The following is a 17,586-nucleotide window of genomic DNA, read 5'->3' as shown; positions in this document are numbered from 1 at the left end:
TTATGAGTCTGAATTTTCTGGATTTTGAACAGCCGATTGCCGAGCTGGAAGCGAAAATCGATTCGCTCACCGCAGTTAGCCGTCAAGATGAAAAGCTAGATATCAATCTGGATGAAGAAGTCCAGCGTCTGCGGGAAAAAAGCGTAGAGCTGACTCGCAAAATTTTCTCTGATCTGGGGGCATGGCAGATTTCTCAACTGTCACGTCATCCCCTTCGTCCCTATACACTGGATTATATTCAGCGCATTTTTACTGATTTTGAAGAATTGGCTGGTGATCGTGCTTATGCGGATGACAAAGCGATAGTCGGTGGATTGGCACGTATTAATGGTCGTCCGGTGATGGTGATTGGGCATCAAAAGGGTCGTGAGACAAAAGAAAAGATCCGTCGTAACTTTGGTATGCCATCTCCAGAAGGGTATCGTAAGGCTCTGCGATTGATGGAAATGGCAGAGCGTTTCAAACTGCCAATCATCACTTTTATTGATACTCCAGGCGCATATCCGGGGGTTGGAGCAGAAGAGCGTGGGCAGTCAGAAGCTATCGCTCGTAACCTACGTGAAATGTCCCGTTTGTCTGTGCCTGTTATCTGTACGGTTATCGGTGAAGGTGGCTCCGGTGGTGCATTGGCACTGAGCGTTGGTGATAAAGTGAATATGTTGCAATACAGCACGTTTTCTACCATTTCGCCGGAAGGTTGTGCTTCCATTTTATGGAAAAGTGCTGACAAAGCACCTTTGGCAGCAGAAGCGATGGGCAATACAGCACCTCGCCTGAAAGAGTTGAAATTGATTGATTCAGTGGTTCCGGAACCATTAGGTGGTGCACATCGTAATTACGAAGTAATAGCAGATACGCTGAAAGCACAGTTACTGGCTGATCTTACTGAATTGAGTGAGCTCAGCAGTGAAGAATTAGTGAACCGTCGTTATGAACGTTTAATGCAGTACGGCTATTGCTAACATTTGGTTGTTATTTCATTAAGCTATTTTAAAAAATGTTTCTGACCGATTAGCTGAATATAGGGGTTATTGCCGTTTATATCCCCAATTTCTTTAGATTAGCTCTATAAGCCTGACTTAAGAAATATCGTTATTTCATAACATTTGGATGGTTTGTAATTTGAGCCATCCTTTTTTAGAGTTAAAAAAAGTTCTCTTACAATATATAACCATAGTTACTACTGGATGATTTGAAAATTCAATCCATCAGTGAATCTATTAACGCATCCTAACTACGCTCCTTATAAAACTATGATCCAAATTAATTCCATTGATAAAAAATATTGCATTGTATATTAATAAAATAAAAACTATTTAGAGTTTTTCTGAGTGTTATTGGCTTGATTGTCTATGATTATATAGTTACCGACTAAGATAAGAAAAGTTCCTGCCAGTGTCCATATTGATAGATTATAATCTTCAGTAAATGTTGAGATTAACAACGCCATTATAGGCACAATGAGTAATGTATATGCGGCATGTTGCATACCTAAACGAGCGACAATAAAGAAATAAGTGGTATATCCAATAACAGATGGAAATAAAATAAGCCAACCTAGTGACAATACATATGAGAGAGAACTATCGAAGATGAAAGGAACTCCAGTAATCACAGCATATCCAAGTAGAAATAGTACTCCCCAACACATAGAATAACCAGTCATAGGTAATACATTTATTCCTTGAGATTGTAAATGATTGGCGCATACATTAGAAAAAGAGAAAGCGATTGTAGCGCCTAGAGCATAAATAAAACCGAGCCAATTCCAGTTTCCAGTAAATAACTCTGGTAGAAATACTAAAAAAATACCTATTGAATCTATCACTGCTGCTGTAATCACTGAAAATAAAAGGCGTTGCTTAAAAAATAGAGCGGCATTTAAGGTATTAAAAAAAATCACGGTGGAATATATAAGTGCAATAAAACTGCTGGTAATGAGTTCAGCTGATTGATAAATAAGTAAAAATGCCAGCGAGAAGCATAAGAATCCCATCAGTGCCAGTAATCCATGTTGTCTCCATGTATAACACTGTAAACTACCGTTTAATTGACTCAATAACAAAAGTATTAATGCTGCGATAGTAAAACGGTAGATTAGAGATATAACTGGAGAAACATCGGTAAGTTGCAATGTTGTGGCATACCAAGAAGTTCCACCAGTAAGAATCGTGAGAATATAGCAACTTATTGTATTAAAATTGGTTTTCATCATTTTCTCACAATGTTATGACCAAGCAATAATCTGATTAGGCCGTAAGAGCCCTAAAAATGATCCTGTCGCTATACGAGGGATTTTGGCTTTCTGTGTAGCAGGAAGGACGATATGTGGATTCATCGTGTTAAAAATCACGACAGAACCAACAGTGGGCTTAAACGTATAAGATTCACATTCTTCTAACAATTGGGTATCGTAAGCCTCATAAGTTTTATTAATACCGGAAAAAGTATAGGGTTGATTATACACAACAGTTTCTCCTCCTTCTTCGGGTGATGAAGCATAAAAATTCCAAGCGAGTTGGGTGCTTATCTCTCCGACTATCAATTCTCCTTTTGTAAAAGTCGGTGCATAATCTACGTGAGGATCAGTTCCGTGTGATATGACACGAATAATACCTGCAAAATATGAACCAAACGTTGATTCATTGGCTACTGAAATAGAGTAATCAGTTTGTTGGTTAATATATTGGAAAAAACGAGCAACAGGGTCAAAGGATTGTTTAATAATTTCTAAACGCTGTTCTTCAGCTTCTTTGACTTTTGTAAAATATTTTTCTTTTGAACTATTTCTGTAATGTGCTAACGATACGCCTAAATAAGAACCGGGCCGACCAAATTCGTATGCTATTGTTTTCTTTTTTAGAACGGTTTGAGAAAAATTAAAAGATTCTTGGCGGGTTGCAAAATCTGCTATTATGAGAGCAGGAATCTGGTTATCAATAACAGCTTTGAGATTTCTAGAGTTAAGTATATTGGTAGATGTAGATTTCCAAAATAACACCGTATTTTCCTTTTATTAGTAATTTTGATAAATAAATTAGCAGGTAAAGTGTTTTTTTTCCTTTCCTCTTGCAATGAGAGATTCTTTTTTCTGCCGATAATATCACAATATTATTCTGGCTTTTCATTAAAGCCGGCTCAATTTTTAATTTTTCATCCTCTTTTATAGTTCGCATGATATGTGATAACCTTAAAAAATTAGGGAAGATATCATTTGTATCCGAATTGTAGTGATATTATATATTATCGGTGTGCCGATATTTTTTACCGGATCTAGGTTGGATGCTCAGAGAATTGTGAAGTGCTATGGAAACCTTTCATTCACTTTGGGGCGGAATAATTTGCGCTATATAATTCATAATTGAAAGAAAAATATTATGTTAGAGCTTAAAAATGTTACTCATACTTATGGGGATCGTGTTGTACTAAGAGAACTGAATTTGAAACTGACTGAAAAACGGATTGCTGTTGTTGGAAGTAATGGTTGTGGAAAAAGTACTTTTGCACGTTTATTAAATGGATTATTGATACCTCAAAATGGAGATGTATTAGTTGATGGTTTAAATACCAAAACGGAAGGTAAATCTATAAGGCGTAAAGTGGGGTTTGTTTTTCAAAATCCCGATAATCAAATTGTTTTTCCTATTGTGAATGAAGATCTTGCTTTTGGAATGAAAAATCTTGGGTTTTCAAAAGAATTAATAAATCAGCGAACTGAAGACATATTAGCTCGTTATGATATGTTATCGTTACGTGATCATCCAGCACATTTATTAAGCGGAGGGCAAAAGCAACTATTGGCAATATCAGGTGTATTAGTCATGGAGCCTGATTATATTATTTTTGATGAACCAACAACTTTGCTTGATTTACGGAATAAACGTCGAATTGTAGAGGCTATTTACGAATTAGAACAGACTGTGATAGTTGTTTCTCATGATTTGGATTTCCTTAAAGAATTTGATCGAGTTTTAGTATTTGATAATGGAGAAGTCGTTGTAGATGATTTACCTTCAATTGCGTTGAATGAATATGTAAGGATGATGTCATGAATTTTACAGAATATATACCCGGAAATTCTTTTATTCATCGGATCCTTCCGAAATATAAATTACTCATGTTGGTTTTTATTAGTATACTATTGTTGGTTTTCTCTTCTTTTATTGCATATGGATTAATGTTATTTTGTCTATTATGCTTATATATTTTAACACATATATCTATTAATTTAATCTGGAAACAACTGAAACCGTTTATCTTAGTACTTTGTGTAATATTCATCGCTCAGCTTTTTTTTAGTTCTTGGCAATCTGCTGTGTTGGTTATTATGCGTTTGGTTATATTACTATTAATGGCTGCACTAGTGATGTTAACAACACGCAGTTCTGACATACTTGATGTATTGGAAAAAGCGTTGAGCGGGTTACGCTATGTTGGTATTAATCCAGCAAAGGTAAGCTTTGCTATTTCTCTTTCCCTGCGTTTTATTCCTGTAATTGCTGCGATTACATCAGAAATAAAAGAAGCACAGCGTGCGAGAGGTTTGGAAAGTAGTATTATAGCTATTGCTATTCCTTTGATAGTAAAAATATTGAAAATGGCAGATGATATTGCAGCTGCGATTGAAGCACGTTCTTATAATCCATAGAAATAATGGTATAAGAATAATTCTTAAATATCAATAAGAGAAAGATTATATGAATAGTAAAGATATTGTTTATATTGCGTTATTTTCTGCATTAACGACAGCTTTGGGTTTATTTCCACCACTAACGTTACCAATAGGTGTGCCGTTGACGGCTCAATCAATGGGGTGCATGCTAGCAGGTAGTATTATTGGAGCGAAGAGAGGTTCAATTGCTCTTTGTATTTACATTTTATTAATTGTAATAGGCTTTCCTGTTTTAGCTGGAGGAAAAGGAGGCTTGGGGGTGATGCTTAGCCCAAGTGGTGGCTTTATTCTTGCTTGGCCATTAGCCGCAGGTTTGATTGGTTATTTGTATGAGAAAAATTTAAGGTCTTTGACAATTATTAAAGAAGCTTGTTTTATCGTACTTGGGGGAATTGTTCTTGTTTATGCTATTGGCATTCCGTGGGTAGCTGTTTTTGCTGAACTGAGTTTATATCAAGCTGCTGTAGGTACTCTTTTTTTCCTTCCTGGAGATATTGTGAAGGTAATATTGGTGATATTTGTGACTAGACTTATTCGCCGTGCTTATCCTAGCATTGATATTAAAAATTAGAATATTATTTGTTAAATGATAGAGATTATGTTCTTCATTGTACTGATATTGTTTAATTTTATTCTGTTATTAAATGTAATAAAATGAATATTTATTATTGCTATACCCAATGGATTTTAAGATACAGAGCGGCGGCAAGGGTACTAATCCCCGGGAGCATAAAAACTGTATGTTTATAAAAATGGTGACCGGGGTTAGTTGTAAAAAAGAGTAGCGCAGCCAATAAAGCTGCAACTTGAAAGACGAAGGATATATCTAAATTTACGATTTTCCTTGATATTTTGAATAATCTATCTGGTATTCTACAGTAATTATTCCATCTTTTAGTTTATTGATTAATTTAGTTTCAAGTTCAGGCAATGATTTTACACAGAAAAAAGATATAGTACTTTTTCCATATTTGTATAACAGACATTTTCGGCAGTCAGGTTATGTTCTTTTTGTGATAAATGAAGCTACTTAGTTGTATGAGTCGTTTACGTCCCTAGGGATCTTGGTCGTATTGCTTTCGGCATGATATGTCGGCATTGTGATTTTTGTGGTGGAAATAATGATCTCAAGCTATCATGTTCTCTAAAATTCCTTACAGAATGTCAACATTCCTTAATAATGGATTTATTCTATGCTCAATAAATATATTATTTATGCGTTTTCCTGTGTATTCATTTGGAGTTTCATTCCGTCTATATCGCGTTTTGGTCAGAAAGAGATGGATCATTTCCAATTTTTATTCTGGTCAAATGTACTGTCTGTTTTGGCTGTCTTTCTGGTTGCGGTCATGATGGGGAGAAACTGGAAGCAACTTTTATTTATTCCTTTTCCTGTAATGATTAAGGTCCTCATATTAGGGGCTTTGGACTGTTTCTTTTATTTACTGCTCTACTATGGTTATTCTATCGAAAATGGTGTTGCTGTTTTGGCTATTCAATATAGTTGGCCGTTGATGATAATCGGACTGTCATTTCTCTTGTTCAAAGAGAAATTATCTATCAAGCAGATGATAGGTATGACAATTGGCTTTATTGCAGTTGTTATCACCTTTACCCAAGGTAATATCACCCAAATTTCTGTACAACACCCACAGGCTCTATTACTGGTGTTTAGCGGAGCATTCTGTTTTGCTTTATTGTCTGTTTTATCAAAACACTTTGCTATTGATCCTTATATCAGTACGTTTTGGGTTTTCACTAACTCAACTATAGTATCTCTCGTATTTTTATTAGCGTTCAGCAGATTCCAGTGGCCTGTGGGAAATTCTCTAATGCCAACACTGCTAAATGGCATCATATTGAATGGGATATCTTATATTATCTGGTTCAAGGCCATGAGCAGCCCTGACTCACCGAAAATTGCCTCGATCTTATTTTTATCACCAATATTGTCGATGATGTGGCTGATTTTGTTCTTTGGTGATGAATTCGTTCCGGCCTATGTGGTGGGATTAGGACTTGTTATCATATCCGGGTTACTTTGTATCAGTGCAAAGAATGAAACTTCGACGAAAAATAAATTGTCGGATGATTTGATTGAAGATTGATATTCCGAATTAAAAAAAGAGTATTAACCACAATGAATAGTGCACATGAGCCTTTGATGATTACATTGACTGATCAGATAGGGACACATAAAAAAATTTTAGTCGGATTTAGTGGTGGACTGGATTCTACCGTGTTGCTGCATTTACTGGTTCGTCTGCGCCAACAATCTTCACAAGCGGACTGTGATAAACAGAATCCAATCACATTAAGGGCAGTCCACATTCATCATGGCCTAAACGTAAAAGCGGATGAGTGGGTTGCTCATTGTTGCCAGATTTGTGCTGACTGGCAGGTTGATTTCCATGCCGAAAGAGTGAACCTGGATAGCCGGAAGAAAGGTATTGAAGCTGCGGCTCGTGATGCTCGCTATCAGGTTTTTCGGCATGAATTGCAACAGGATGAGATTCTGGTAACGGCACAACATCTTGATGATCAAGCTGAAACATTTTTGTTGGCATTAAAAAGGGGAAGTGGCCCGGCTGGCTTATCTTCCATGCCATCTTCTATGTCATTTGCTGAGACAACGCTCATTCGTCCATTACTGAATGTCAACCGTGCAGAATTAGAGAATTATGCGCAAGAACAAGGGCTGAAATGGGTTGAAGATAATAGTAATCAGGACGATCGGTATGATCGCAATTTCCTGCGTTTGAATATCATGCCACTGCTCAACCAGCGTTGGCCACACTTTCCACAAGCGGTTTCCCGTAGTGCCAGTTTGTGTGGCGAGCAAGAGCAATTATTGGATGAATTGCTTGATGATTTATTGAATTCGCTGATAACTCCAGAGGGAGCGATAGTAATTCCTCCTTTGGAAACATACTCTGAGGCTAAACGCAACGCATTACTGCGCCGGTGGCTCAATCGGCATGGAGTGAAAATGCCCGCTCGTGAACAACTTCAACGGATTTGGTTAGAAGTCGCACTTTCCCGACAGGATGCAGAACCTTGTTTCAGGTTAGGACAGTTTGATATTCGCCGTTATCGACAACAGTTATGGTTAGTTTTTCAATATCATTCACTTGTTGATATGGTTATCGAATGGAATACAGAGCAGGAATTGCTATTACCAGATGGTCTGGGAACACTTTTCCTTTCCGAAAGTGGGGAGGGTAAAGGAGGTACGGTTAACATCAGAGCACCTAAGAATAATGAGCGGGTTACAATCCGCTTTGGAATTCAGGGAAATATCAGCATTGTAGGACGGCGGCATTCCCGCCATAGTAAAAAGTTATGGCAGGAACTTGGAGTGGCTCCTTGGCTCAGGGAAAGAACGCCATTGCTCTACTATGATGATAAACTCATTGCAGCATTGGGGGTTTTTGTGACGAAAGAGGGGCAACTTTTGGCTGAAGACATGGGTTTTTCAGTTCAGTGGCAAAAAATTTTACCTTGTACTATTTCACCTCATACTTAGTTTCTCATCGGTAGAAGCCTGGATTGCGGTTTTAGGAGATTACATTACTCCTAATGTAATCTCTTGTTATTTAATGAATTAATTTTTAGTTGTTAACACTATAAGTTAAAAAATGAAAAATAGAAATAATTTATTATTGAAATTATACGAATGTGTACTAAATTTTAAAATATAGGATGATTTTTTAGAGGTAAATCCGCTTATAAATTCAAATAAGTTTGATCTTGTGGAGTTATTTATTATAAAAATAAATTGGATTATAAATTTAACCCAATTCACTCTAAAATGAGTGAATAATAAATAACATCTGGTAATCAGATGATGTCACAGTTTTTTGGGAAAATATTTTAAATATAACTCTGTCATGAAAATAATACTGTAATTTATTTAGTGTTTCATTTTGAATAAGGTTATTGTTATGAGTGCTGAAATTAATGAGAGTGAAATTAAACTTCAAATTGTACAGGCATTTTCTACAGCAATGAAAGATAAACTGGATCAAAATAAGATTGATGAAATATGTAAAGCGTTTGTTCTAATTGAATCAGGCAGTTTTTATAAAGCATCTTTTAAGATTTCTAGTCTTATATTTAAAACATACATTACTGTCTATTTAAGTAGCACTGATCGGACATTTAACGGAAAGGGTGATGCGTTAGGTACACCTGGGAAGGGGAAATATTGGGGGACATGTTACACCAGTGATTATGGAAAACTCTTGAGATATACAACTAATTATTGGGCCAACACATTTGTTGCAACTGCAGGCATATTATTTTTTGATGAGCATAACTCATTATTAGGCTCTTTCATTGGCAGTGGAGTATCAAGCGTTGTATCTGGATGTGCCGGAGAAGGTGCCTGGGATGCTATTGAGTAACTCGTTTTATATACCCAATGGATTTCAAGTTGTGTTGCGGCACGTTAGGTTATGTTGAAGCTTGCGTGTACCATGAAAACGTGGCAAGAGGAATGTTTTTTATGTTTGATTTGCATGGGTAAATTTATTTTTTCAACGATAAAAGTCCTCGCATTGAGTGAGGACTTTTTGTTATGTAGTAAGCTTTTGTTATGTAGTAAACGTGTTTTACGTGTTATTTACAATGAAGAATGCTCAATAACAACTGTTCCAATTTCTGGATTACTGAAACTGATAATGTGATCTAATCTTAATTCACGGGTTTCTTCATTTGATTCTATGAGAATATATTCGACTTTTTTTCTCAAAATCAATTTATTAGCTTTTCCCTCAAATATTTCACCACCCCGCAACTGGATATGTAAGTGAAGCTGGTTTTGGCAAGCTAGTTCAAGGCTATCGTAATCATCACAGTTAATTGGTTGATATTCAGTATCTATAGACATATTTGCTCACCACTATGTTAGTGGCGGTTATCGTGCCGCCCGTGATTGACCAAACTCAAATGCAAAAATGCTACCTACGACTATAGCACAGTAACTTTTCCTCAGATTACTGGATAAGTCTGTTGAGTTACATTGAAAAAGTCAGTAGGTTAAATCCTTACTTTACCATTACGCAACAAAATTACGCCATTATTACTTGGTTTTTCACTGTGTATTTTGAGATACGGTAAAGTAATGTCAGCCTGATTAAGAAAACTTCATATCTTATACAAGACTGATGTTATAAAGATGGTATATCTGCTGGGTTTATTGAATGAGAATTGTGATGAATAAAAACATATTACTTGCTCTTGTAGCGTCAGGAGTGCTGACAGCGGTTGGGTGTCAGAATAATCCTGCTCATCAGAATGGAGCTGTCGATCAGAATGATTTGACACCTCAAAATCAGTTCCGAATTGATGAGAAGGTGTTTAACGGTGTGATACCTTGTGCCGATTGCGCCGGTATTGAGACTACCTTACAGCTTTCAAATGATGGCGCATATATTCTGGGACAAACTTATTTGAAATCCGGACAAGAAAAACCCTTTTTTGAAACAGGGCATTGGGTCGTCAATGGTAAAAAGATAACTTTAACCAGTGATGAAGGTGAAAAAGCCTATTACCAGATGACAGGAGAGGATCTGGTTATGCTGGATATCAAAGGCGAACCGATCCAGTCGGAATTAAATTATAAGTTGGCAAAGGTGACACCCAAGAAACTGGCAGGTGAATATCGTTATTTTGCTGACAGTGCTATTTTTACCGAATGCCACAGCAGAAAATTCTATGATGCATCGGAAAATATCGAGCTGGAACGAGGTTATAGCGCAATGGGTGCGGAAGGCGGAGAGCCTGTTTATGTAGAAGTGGAGGGATATTATACTCTTCGCCCCTCAATGGAAGATGGATTGTTTGATAATGCACTGATTCAGGCAGGTAAAATCCGTTTTGATAAATCGTCTTCTTGCCAGACTAAAAAGTAAGAAGTGATCTCTTCTGCCACATATAAAAAACCTGCGTATTGCGTACGCAGGTTTTTTTGTTACTGTTTCTGCCTGACGGCAGGCTGGATGCTTAATCAGAATTAAGATTGTTTAATGTTACTTTTGAGGTAGTTAACTACGTTTTCCAGTTTCAGCATCTGTTTGTCACCATTACGGCGGCATTTATATTCGATTTCGCCATTATCGAGATTGCGATCACCAATAACCAGAGCATGTGGTACACCAATCAATTCCATATCTGCAAACATCACGCCCGGACGCTCTTTACGGTCATCGAAAATTACATCAATACCGCTGGCACGTAAGTCAGCATACAGTTTTTCGGCAACCTCTTTGACACGATAGGATTTGTGCATGTTCATTGGCAAAATTGCTACCTGGAATGGCGCAATCGCATCCGGCCAAATAATACCGCGATCATCGTGATTCTGCTCAATGGCAGCCGCGACAATGCGGGTCACGCCAATACCGTAACATCCCATTGTAACAACTTGGTTATGACCATCTTCGTTCTGTACAGTTGCTTTCAGGGCAGCCGAGTATTTTGTGCCGAGTTGGAAGATATGACCGACTTCAATACCACGTTTAATTTGTAATATACCTTGACCGTCTGGGCTGGCATCACCGTCAACCACGTTACGAATATCTGCGATTTCTGGCAGAGGCAGGTCACGCTCCCAGTTAATGCCAAAATAGTGTTTATCATCAATGTTGGCACCTGCACCGAAGTCGCTCATAACGGATACACTACGGTCAATGATAACAGGTATAGGCAGATTCACCGGGCCTAAAGAGCCAGGGCCAGCTTTGACAATAGCACGAATTTCTTCTTCGCTAGCGAACGCTAGTGGGCTGGCCACCAATGACAGTTTTTCAGCCTTGATCTCATTCAATTCATGGTCACCACGAACCAGTAATGCCACCAGTTTGTGCCCGCTTCCTTCTGTGGCATGGACGATCAGTGTTTTGACCGTCTTCTCAATCGGCAGATTGAATTGTTCTACTAATTCAGCGATGGTTTTTGCATTTGGTGTATCCACCAGACGCATATCTTCTGTTGGTGCTGAACGTTCCTGAAATGGCATGACCGCTTCAGCAAGTTCGATATTTGCTGCATAGTTAGATTCTGTAGAGAAAACGATATCGTCTTCACCGCTGGCGGCCAGAACCTGAAACTCATGGGAAGCATTACCACCGATAGACCCCGTGTCTGCTTGAACTGCGCGGAAATCCAGCCCGATGCGGGTAAAGATCTTGCTGTAGGCATCGTACATTTTGTCGTAAGTTTCTTGCAGAGATGCTTGATTGGTGTGGAAAGAGTAAGCATCTTTCATGATGAATTCCCGTGAACGCATTACGCCAAAGCGTGGACGAACTTCATCGCGGAATTTGGTCTGGATCTGGAACAAATTTAATGGAAGTTGCTTATAGGAAGTCACTTCGTTGCGGATCAGATCAGTAATGACTTCTTCATGGGTTGGCCCCAGAACAAAAGGACGGGCACCGCGATCTTCCAAGCGCAGTAATTCCGGGCCATATTGTACCCAACGGCCACTTTCCTGCCACAAATCCGCTGGCTGAACTACCGGCATGGAAACCTCAACCGCTCCAGCATTATTCATTTCTTCACGAACAATGTTTTCAACTTTTCTCAACACGCGGACACCAGTCGGCATCCAGTTGTAAAGACCAGAAGCGAGTTTACGGATCATTCCGGCACGAAGCATCAGTTTATGACTGACTACTTCTGCATCAGCAGGCGTCTCTTTTAAAGTAGAGAGCAGATATTGGCTAGTACGCATAGTAAGTTTCCATTGGATAGCAAGCTGCTTCTGGATGGCGAAATAAGATAGGGCCACCCAGCCCAGAAAATAAAGTAAGCCGCTAGTCTACCAGTGAGTTTGCGATGTCAAAAGGAGTTTTATCCCTTTCATCTTTCAAGTACTGCCGCGATGCAACTCGAAATCTATTGGGGATAGCGTGGTTCGATAGAAACTACTTCCGTTATGGTGTCGTTAACCAGCCAGCGTATGTTGAAATCCAGTATATGAGCTGCATATATTCGCTTTTCCTGCTCTTTCTGACGGTAGGCAGGACGCGGGTCTTGAGCTAAAACCTGGCGGATAAAACGCCGTAACTGAGAATAATTTACCTGATGACATAAAAGTTGATGTTCTGCGGTTGGCGAAAAACAAACATCCATATCTGCATCTGGCGCATCTTGAGCAAATCCTGCTTTAGCTTCAGGGCGCGATTCAACAAAAGGTAGATAGGGTTTGATATCGAGCACTGGTGTTCCATCCACTAAATCCAGACTACCCAGTTGCAGTAGTACACGATTGTTTTGACAATCAATGCCTTTCAACTCAACTAAAGACATGCCGATCGGATTGGGGCGGAAGGTTGAGCGGGTAGCAAATACGCCCATTTTAGCATTGCCACCTAAGCGGGGAGGACGAACTAACGGATTCCAGCCACCGTTCATCGTCTGATGAAAAACGAAAACAATCCAGAGATAGCTGAATTGTTCCAATCCACGCACAGCATCTGCCTGATTATAAGGGGCGAGTAATTCGAGTTGACCGATGCCATCTTCCACCAAACCTGGCTGACGAGGAATGGCAAACTTCTCTTTGTAAGGAGAATGAATCGTTCCTATTTGAGTAAAATGAAAATCTGTCATAAGCCTTTTTCAGTACCGAATACTTTTATTAATAAATAACTTGATAATGACTAATGAGTGGTTCTCACCGCTGTGCCTTCACAGATAGCAATCTGATAGCACCCCTGACCAGACAGGATTGCACATTGATGCAGTAGAACGGCATTGGAATTCAAGCCAGAGGCTTTTGCCAGCATCTTCTGTCGTGCAACCGCAATACTTGCCGGAGGATCTTGTAGTGTATTGCGGCAGGATTCCCCTGCAACGATACCGAGATCTTTAAATGGCGAGCCTAATAGTTCGTCTGGTTTTGTATATACCCGAACATAAGTTGCACTTTGGTTTTTTCTGGCTGAATAGTTTTCTGTCTCTGAATCCAGCCTATCAGTTTTATCAACCTGAGTTGGCAGGGAAGTACACCCAACCATAAAAAGCGCTATGAAACAGACAGGTAACATACGCATTGAAATGAATCCTTATTCTGATTGAATCAGTGTGTGTGGGATGATTGAGTATTGGTGAAACGATGATAAAAAGCATTCCCTTCTCCAATAAAAATGGGCGGATAAAAATATCCGCCCCAGAATTTTAATCTTGATTGCCTAAATATGAAAGGTTACCAACCTTTTATTGCGCCACCTTTGAAAACTTTCTGAGCTTCCTGATCGACTTCAGGTGATTGATAGGCTTTCACAAATTTTTGAACGTTTTCAGCATCTTTATTGTCTTCACGACTGACGATGATATTTACATAAGGTGAATTTTTATCTTCAATAAAGATCCCGTCTTGCTCTGGTGTTAAACCAATCTGTCCTGCATAGGTATTATTGATAAGTGCTAAAGCGATCTTCTGATCATCCAGTGAACGTGGTAATTGTGGTGCTTCCAGTTGCACAATATCCAACTGCTTAGGATTGCTGGTAATGTCCAGAATTGTTGGCAGCAAGCCGACACCATCTTTCAATTTGATTAAACCTTGTTTTTGCAATAACAGCAGAGCACGTCCCTGGTTGGTTGGATCGTTTGGTATAGCAATCTGAGAACCATCTTGTAGTTCGTCCAGTGATTTGATCTTCTTAGAGTAAGCTGCCATTGGATAGATAAAAGAATTACCAACAATTGCCAGTTTATAGTTACGCTCTTTTGTTTGCTGATCTAAGTAAGGTTTGTGCTGGAAAACATTGACGTCTATATCCCCCTTGCTCAATGATTCATTCGGTAGAACATAGTCATTGAATGTTGTCAGTTCAACATCAAGGCCGTATTTCTCTTTCGCTACTTGTTTTGCAACTTCAGCAACTTGTAATTCAGGCCCTGCAATGACACCCACTTTAATGTGGTTTGGGTCTCTCTGTTCTTGACCGCAGCCTGCAAGTGCGAGTGTTCCCAATAATGCCCCAATTACAGCAATGGATTTCAATTTCACTGACATATTTTTACCCCTATTGAATACTGATTTATAACCTGTCTTATCAAGTTATTGCGTACTACTATAATGAGGCTTTTGGATGTAAGCCCGGTAATATACCTTTTAGATTTTAAGTTGCAGCTTTGTTTACTGCCGCCTGAAAACTATCGGTATAGGTGCCGTTAATCGGCACACTTGTTGAATTATTTACGATTTACGGCCTTAACTAAATGGTCGCCACCTAATTGAATTAAGAATACTAAGACAACTAATAATGCTAATACGATATTCATCACGGTTGCATTGTAGCCAATATAACCATATTGATAACCAATCTGACCCAAGCCTCCGGCACCAACAGCACCACCCATAGCAGAGTACCCAACCAATGTAATTAAGGTAATTGTGGCTGCGTTGATCAAACCAGGTAATGCTTCAGGTAGCAGAATCTTTTTGACAATCTGGAATGGCGTTGCGCCCATTGCTCGCGCTGCTTCGATCAACCCGGATGGAATTTCTAATAACGCATTTTCTACCATGCGAGCAATAAAAGGTGCTGCACCAACAGTTAAAGGAACAATCGCTGCCTGTAACCCGATTGAAGTTCCCACAATCAGCCGCGTGAAAGGGATCATCCACACCAGCAAAATAATGAATGGAACTGAACGAGTTATGTTTACTAGGGCAGAAAGTATGCGGTATAGCGTACCGTTTTCTATAATCTGCCCAGGGCGAGTAACATACAAAAGTACTCCGGCAGGTAAACCAATCACAAAGCCAAAAAAGCCGGAAACAAAAGTCATCACCAGAGTTTCCCAGACTCCTTTAGCCAATAATAAAATCATTCCTTCAGACATAACCGAGAACCTCTACTTTCACATGATGCTCTTTTAAGAACGCAATTGTTAATTCAATACTGCTATTTTCGCCGTCCAATTCAGCCAGCATAACGCCAAATTTAACACCACCGGCATAATCCATTTGAGAACTCAATATACTGATATCGATATTAAAACGACGTACTGCCATGGAAATTAGCGGAGCATCAACGGATTTGCCCGTAAATTCCAGTTTCAATAATGGGCAGCTATCCGGAGTTGATTCAGATTGTAATCTTTGCTGATAGTCCTCAGGAATATCCAAATGTAGTGTGGACTTAATAAACTCTTGAGCAACAGGCGTTTTAGGATGAGAAAATATTTCGCTAACCACATCCTGTTCAATCAACTGCCCACCGCTAATTACTGCAACTTGGTCGCAAATACGTTTAACAACATCCATTTCATGGGTAATCAACAAAATGGTTAACCCTAAACGACGATTAATATCTTTCAATAACTCCAGAATAGAGCGCGTTGTTGCTGGATCCAGCGCACTGGTAGCCTCATCACATAAAAGTACTTTTGGAGAGTTTGCCAGAGCACGGGCAATGGCGACACGTTGCTTCTGACCACCAGATAGGTTGGCAGGGTAAGCATCATGTTTCTCAGAAAGACCAACTAACTCCAGTAATTCATCAACTTTTGTTTTTATTTCTGCTTTTGAGGTGTTGTTCAATTCTAAAGGTAGTGCCACATTGTCAAATACCGTTCTGGATGACAGCAGATTAAAATGCTGGAAAATCATTCCAATATGACGACGGGCACGAGTCAGTTCACGTTCTGAAAGAGAAGTTAAATCCTGCCCATTAACGAGTACCTGACCGGAAGTGGGGCGTTCAAGCATATTCACACAGCGAATCAAAGTACTCTTTCCGGCTCCAGAGGAACCAATCACACCATAAATTTGCCCTTGCGGGACATGCAGATTGATATCAGAAAGTGCTTTTATACTGCGCGTTCCTTGTTGAAATACTTTATTTATCTGAGTCAGTTTTATCATTTTTATGTTTTTCTTAGAGATATAAAAGTGAGTAACTTGAAAGCATTTGCAACAAGTCATGAATTAAAGTGGATGTTAAGGCGTCTAGACGTCTAAGTCAACTAGGAATAAATTAAATGCTGCATTCTCATTCATTAACAAATCATGCGATACTGTCTGTTCAGTACATTCTTGGAGCAATCAGGTGACTCAGGGTATTCCCGCCGTATTTTTAGATCGTGACGGCACGATCAACATTGATCATGGGTACGTCCATGAAATAGATAATTTTCAATTTATTGATGGCACAATTGAAGCCATGCTTGAATTGAAAAAAATGGGCTATGCATTGGTATTAGTAACAAATCAATCGGGAATCGCCCGGGAAATGTTCACAGAGGAGCAGTTCTTACAATTAACAGAATGGATGGATTGGTCACTTGCAGATCGGGGCGTTGATCTTGAAGGTATTTATTATTGTCCACATCATCCAGAAGCAAGTGATGAACACTATAAAAAGAACTGTGATTGTCGTAAACCACAACCAGGCATGTTACTTGATGCACAAAAAGCACTGCATATTAATATGGCGGCTTCTTATATGGTGGGAGACAAAATAGAAGATATGCTGGCAGCCAATGCCGCTAATGTCGGGATTAAGGTGCTCGTACGTACAGGGAAACCTGTAACACAAGAAGCAGAACAGGCTGCTGATTTGGTCATTAATAGCCTTGCAGAACTGCCAAATGTGATGAAAAATAGGCAAAAATAACCTTTTTGCTTAAATTTTATCCGGTTGAAAAAGGAATTACAAAAAACACTTGCGTAAATTCGAAGGCTCCCTATAATGCGCATCCGTTGTCACGACAAACACACAAACAGGTCGGGATGACAGGAGTTAAAAGCCGCGAAAATAAAGGCTTGACACTCTGAGAGGAAAGCGTAAGATACGCAGCCTCGCAACCCGGAACGAACGTTCGGTTGCACCGCTCTTTAACAAGTTAATCAGACAATCTGTGTGGGCACTCGCAGGACACTATCGAAAAGC

General features: G+C 39.1%; 18 protein-coding genes. 9 read left to right on the top strand and 9 right to left on the bottom strand.

The window, feature by feature from the left end; all coding sequences use genetic code 11:
- Positions 1-2 precede the first annotated feature (2 nt).
- The gene (accA, locus tag HGO23_RS16600) at positions 3-962 is read left to right on the top strand and encodes an acetyl-CoA carboxylase carboxyl transferase subunit alpha (RefSeq protein ID WP_099135011.1); all 960 of its coding nucleotides are present in this window, start codon (positions 3-5) and stop codon (positions 960-962) included.
- A gap of 350 nt (positions 963-1,312) precedes the next feature.
- Here the strand turns inward: accA and HGO23_RS16595 are convergent, their stop codons facing one another.
- The gene (locus tag HGO23_RS16595; protein WP_209027295.1) at positions 1,313-2,215 is read right to left on the bottom strand and encodes a DMT family transporter; all 903 of its coding nucleotides are present in this window, start codon (positions 2,213-2,215) and stop codon (positions 1,313-1,315) included.
- A gap of 12 nt (positions 2,216-2,227) precedes the next feature.
- On the bottom strand, positions 2,228-3,001 hold the full coding sequence (locus tag HGO23_RS16590; RefSeq protein ID WP_209027294.1) for a 2OG-Fe(II)-dependent halogenase WelO5 family protein: 774 nt from the start codon (positions 2,999-3,001) through the stop codon (positions 2,228-2,230).
- A 376-nt stretch (positions 3,002-3,377) separates the two neighbouring features.
- Here HGO23_RS16590 and HGO23_RS16585 point away from each other — a divergent pair, with 376 nt between their 5' ends.
- From HGO23_RS16585 to HGO23_RS16560, 6 genes are all read left to right on the top strand, one after another.
- Positions 3,378-4,052, top strand: coding sequence for an energy-coupling factor ABC transporter ATP-binding protein (locus tag HGO23_RS16585; protein WP_209027293.1), 675 nt, complete (start codon positions 3,378-3,380; stop codon positions 4,050-4,052).
- Positions 4,049-4,648: an energy-coupling factor transporter transmembrane component T family protein gene (locus HGO23_RS16580; RefSeq protein WP_209027292.1), complete on the top strand. Its 600-nt coding sequence runs from the start codon at positions 4,049-4,051 to the stop codon at positions 4,646-4,648. Before HGO23_RS16585 ends, HGO23_RS16580 begins: the two co-directional genes overlap by 4 nt.
- A gap of 49 nt (positions 4,649-4,697) precedes the next feature.
- Positions 4,698-5,243 carry a biotin transporter BioY gene (locus HGO23_RS16575; RefSeq protein WP_209027291.1) on the top strand — a complete coding sequence of 182 codons (546 nt, stop codon included), beginning with the start codon at positions 4,698-4,700 and terminating at the stop codon, positions 5,241-5,243.
- Between the two features lie 622 nt (positions 5,244-5,865).
- Entirely contained in the window at positions 5,866-6,780 is a 915-nt protein-coding gene (locus tag HGO23_RS16570) for a DMT family transporter (protein ID WP_209027290.1), read from the top strand.
- Between the two features lie 32 nt (positions 6,781-6,812).
- Positions 6,813-8,198 carry a tRNA lysidine(34) synthetase TilS gene (gene tilS, locus HGO23_RS16565; RefSeq protein WP_209027289.1) on the top strand — a complete coding sequence of 462 codons (1,386 nt, stop codon included), beginning with the start codon at positions 6,813-6,815 and terminating at the stop codon, positions 8,196-8,198.
- A gap of 418 nt (positions 8,199-8,616) precedes the next feature.
- The gene (locus tag HGO23_RS16560) at positions 8,617-9,078 is read left to right on the top strand and encodes a VapA/VapB family virulence-associated protein (RefSeq protein ID WP_209027288.1); all 462 of its coding nucleotides are present in this window, start codon (positions 8,617-8,619) and stop codon (positions 9,076-9,078) included.
- 218 nt (positions 9,079-9,296) lie between these two features.
- Here HGO23_RS16560 and rof read toward each other — a convergent pair whose 3' ends face one another.
- Positions 9,297-9,563 carry a Rho-binding antiterminator gene (gene rof / locus HGO23_RS16555; RefSeq protein ID WP_209027287.1) on the bottom strand — a complete coding sequence of 89 codons (267 nt, stop codon included), beginning with the start codon at positions 9,561-9,563 and terminating at the stop codon, positions 9,297-9,299.
- A 325-nt stretch (positions 9,564-9,888) separates the two neighbouring features.
- Between rof and nlpE the strand changes: the two genes are divergently transcribed.
- The gene (nlpE, locus tag HGO23_RS16550; protein ID WP_209027286.1) at positions 9,889-10,587 is read left to right on the top strand and encodes an envelope stress response activation lipoprotein NlpE; all 699 of its coding nucleotides are present in this window, start codon (positions 9,889-9,891) and stop codon (positions 10,585-10,587) included.
- Between the two features lie 101 nt (positions 10,588-10,688).
- Here the strand turns inward: nlpE and proS are convergent, their stop codons facing one another.
- The 6 genes from proS to metN all read right to left on the bottom strand — a co-directional run bounded on the left by proS (position 10,689) and on the right by metN (position 16,559).
- The gene (proS, locus tag HGO23_RS16545) at positions 10,689-12,410 is read right to left on the bottom strand and encodes a proline--tRNA ligase (protein ID WP_209027285.1); all 1,722 of its coding nucleotides are present in this window, start codon (positions 12,408-12,410) and stop codon (positions 10,689-10,691) included.
- Positions 12,411-12,574: 164 nt separating this feature from the next.
- Complete coding sequence (tsaA, locus tag HGO23_RS16540) at positions 12,575-13,291, bottom strand: tRNA (N6-threonylcarbamoyladenosine(37)-N6)-methyltransferase TrmO (protein WP_209027284.1); 717 nt, start codon at positions 13,289-13,291, stop codon at positions 12,575-12,577.
- A gap of 50 nt (positions 13,292-13,341) precedes the next feature.
- A complete protein-coding gene (rcsF, locus tag HGO23_RS16535) occupies positions 13,342-13,734 on the bottom strand; it encodes an Rcs stress response system protein RcsF (protein WP_209027283.1) in 393 nt (130 codons plus the stop codon).
- Positions 13,735-13,886: 152 nt separating this feature from the next.
- Positions 13,887-14,702: a MetQ/NlpA family lipoprotein gene (locus HGO23_RS16530; protein ID WP_099135000.1), complete on the bottom strand. Its 816-nt coding sequence runs from the start codon at positions 14,700-14,702 to the stop codon at positions 13,887-13,889.
- Positions 14,703-14,881: 179 nt separating this feature from the next.
- Complete coding sequence (locus tag HGO23_RS16525; protein ID WP_099134999.1) at positions 14,882-15,535, bottom strand: methionine ABC transporter permease MetI; 654 nt, start codon at positions 15,533-15,535, stop codon at positions 14,882-14,884.
- Positions 15,528-16,559, bottom strand: coding sequence for a methionine ABC transporter ATP-binding protein MetN (gene metN / locus HGO23_RS16520; RefSeq protein WP_209027282.1), 1,032 nt, complete (start codon positions 16,557-16,559; stop codon positions 15,528-15,530). The genes HGO23_RS16525 and metN overlap by 8 nt, the downstream gene beginning before the upstream one ends.
- 184 nt (positions 16,560-16,743) lie before the next feature.
- Here metN and gmhB point away from each other — a divergent pair, with 184 nt between their 5' ends.
- A complete protein-coding gene (gene gmhB, locus HGO23_RS16515) occupies positions 16,744-17,310 on the top strand; it encodes a D-glycero-beta-D-manno-heptose 1,7-bisphosphate 7-phosphatase (protein ID WP_209027281.1) in 567 nt (188 codons plus the stop codon).
- Positions 17,311-17,586 lie beyond the last annotated feature (276 nt).

This window comes from Xenorhabdus budapestensis, assembly GCF_017743015.1.
Lineage (GTDB): Bacteria > Pseudomonadota > Gammaproteobacteria > Enterobacterales > Enterobacteriaceae > Xenorhabdus > Xenorhabdus budapestensis.
This window is presented reverse-complemented; position numbering and strand designations above follow the sequence as displayed.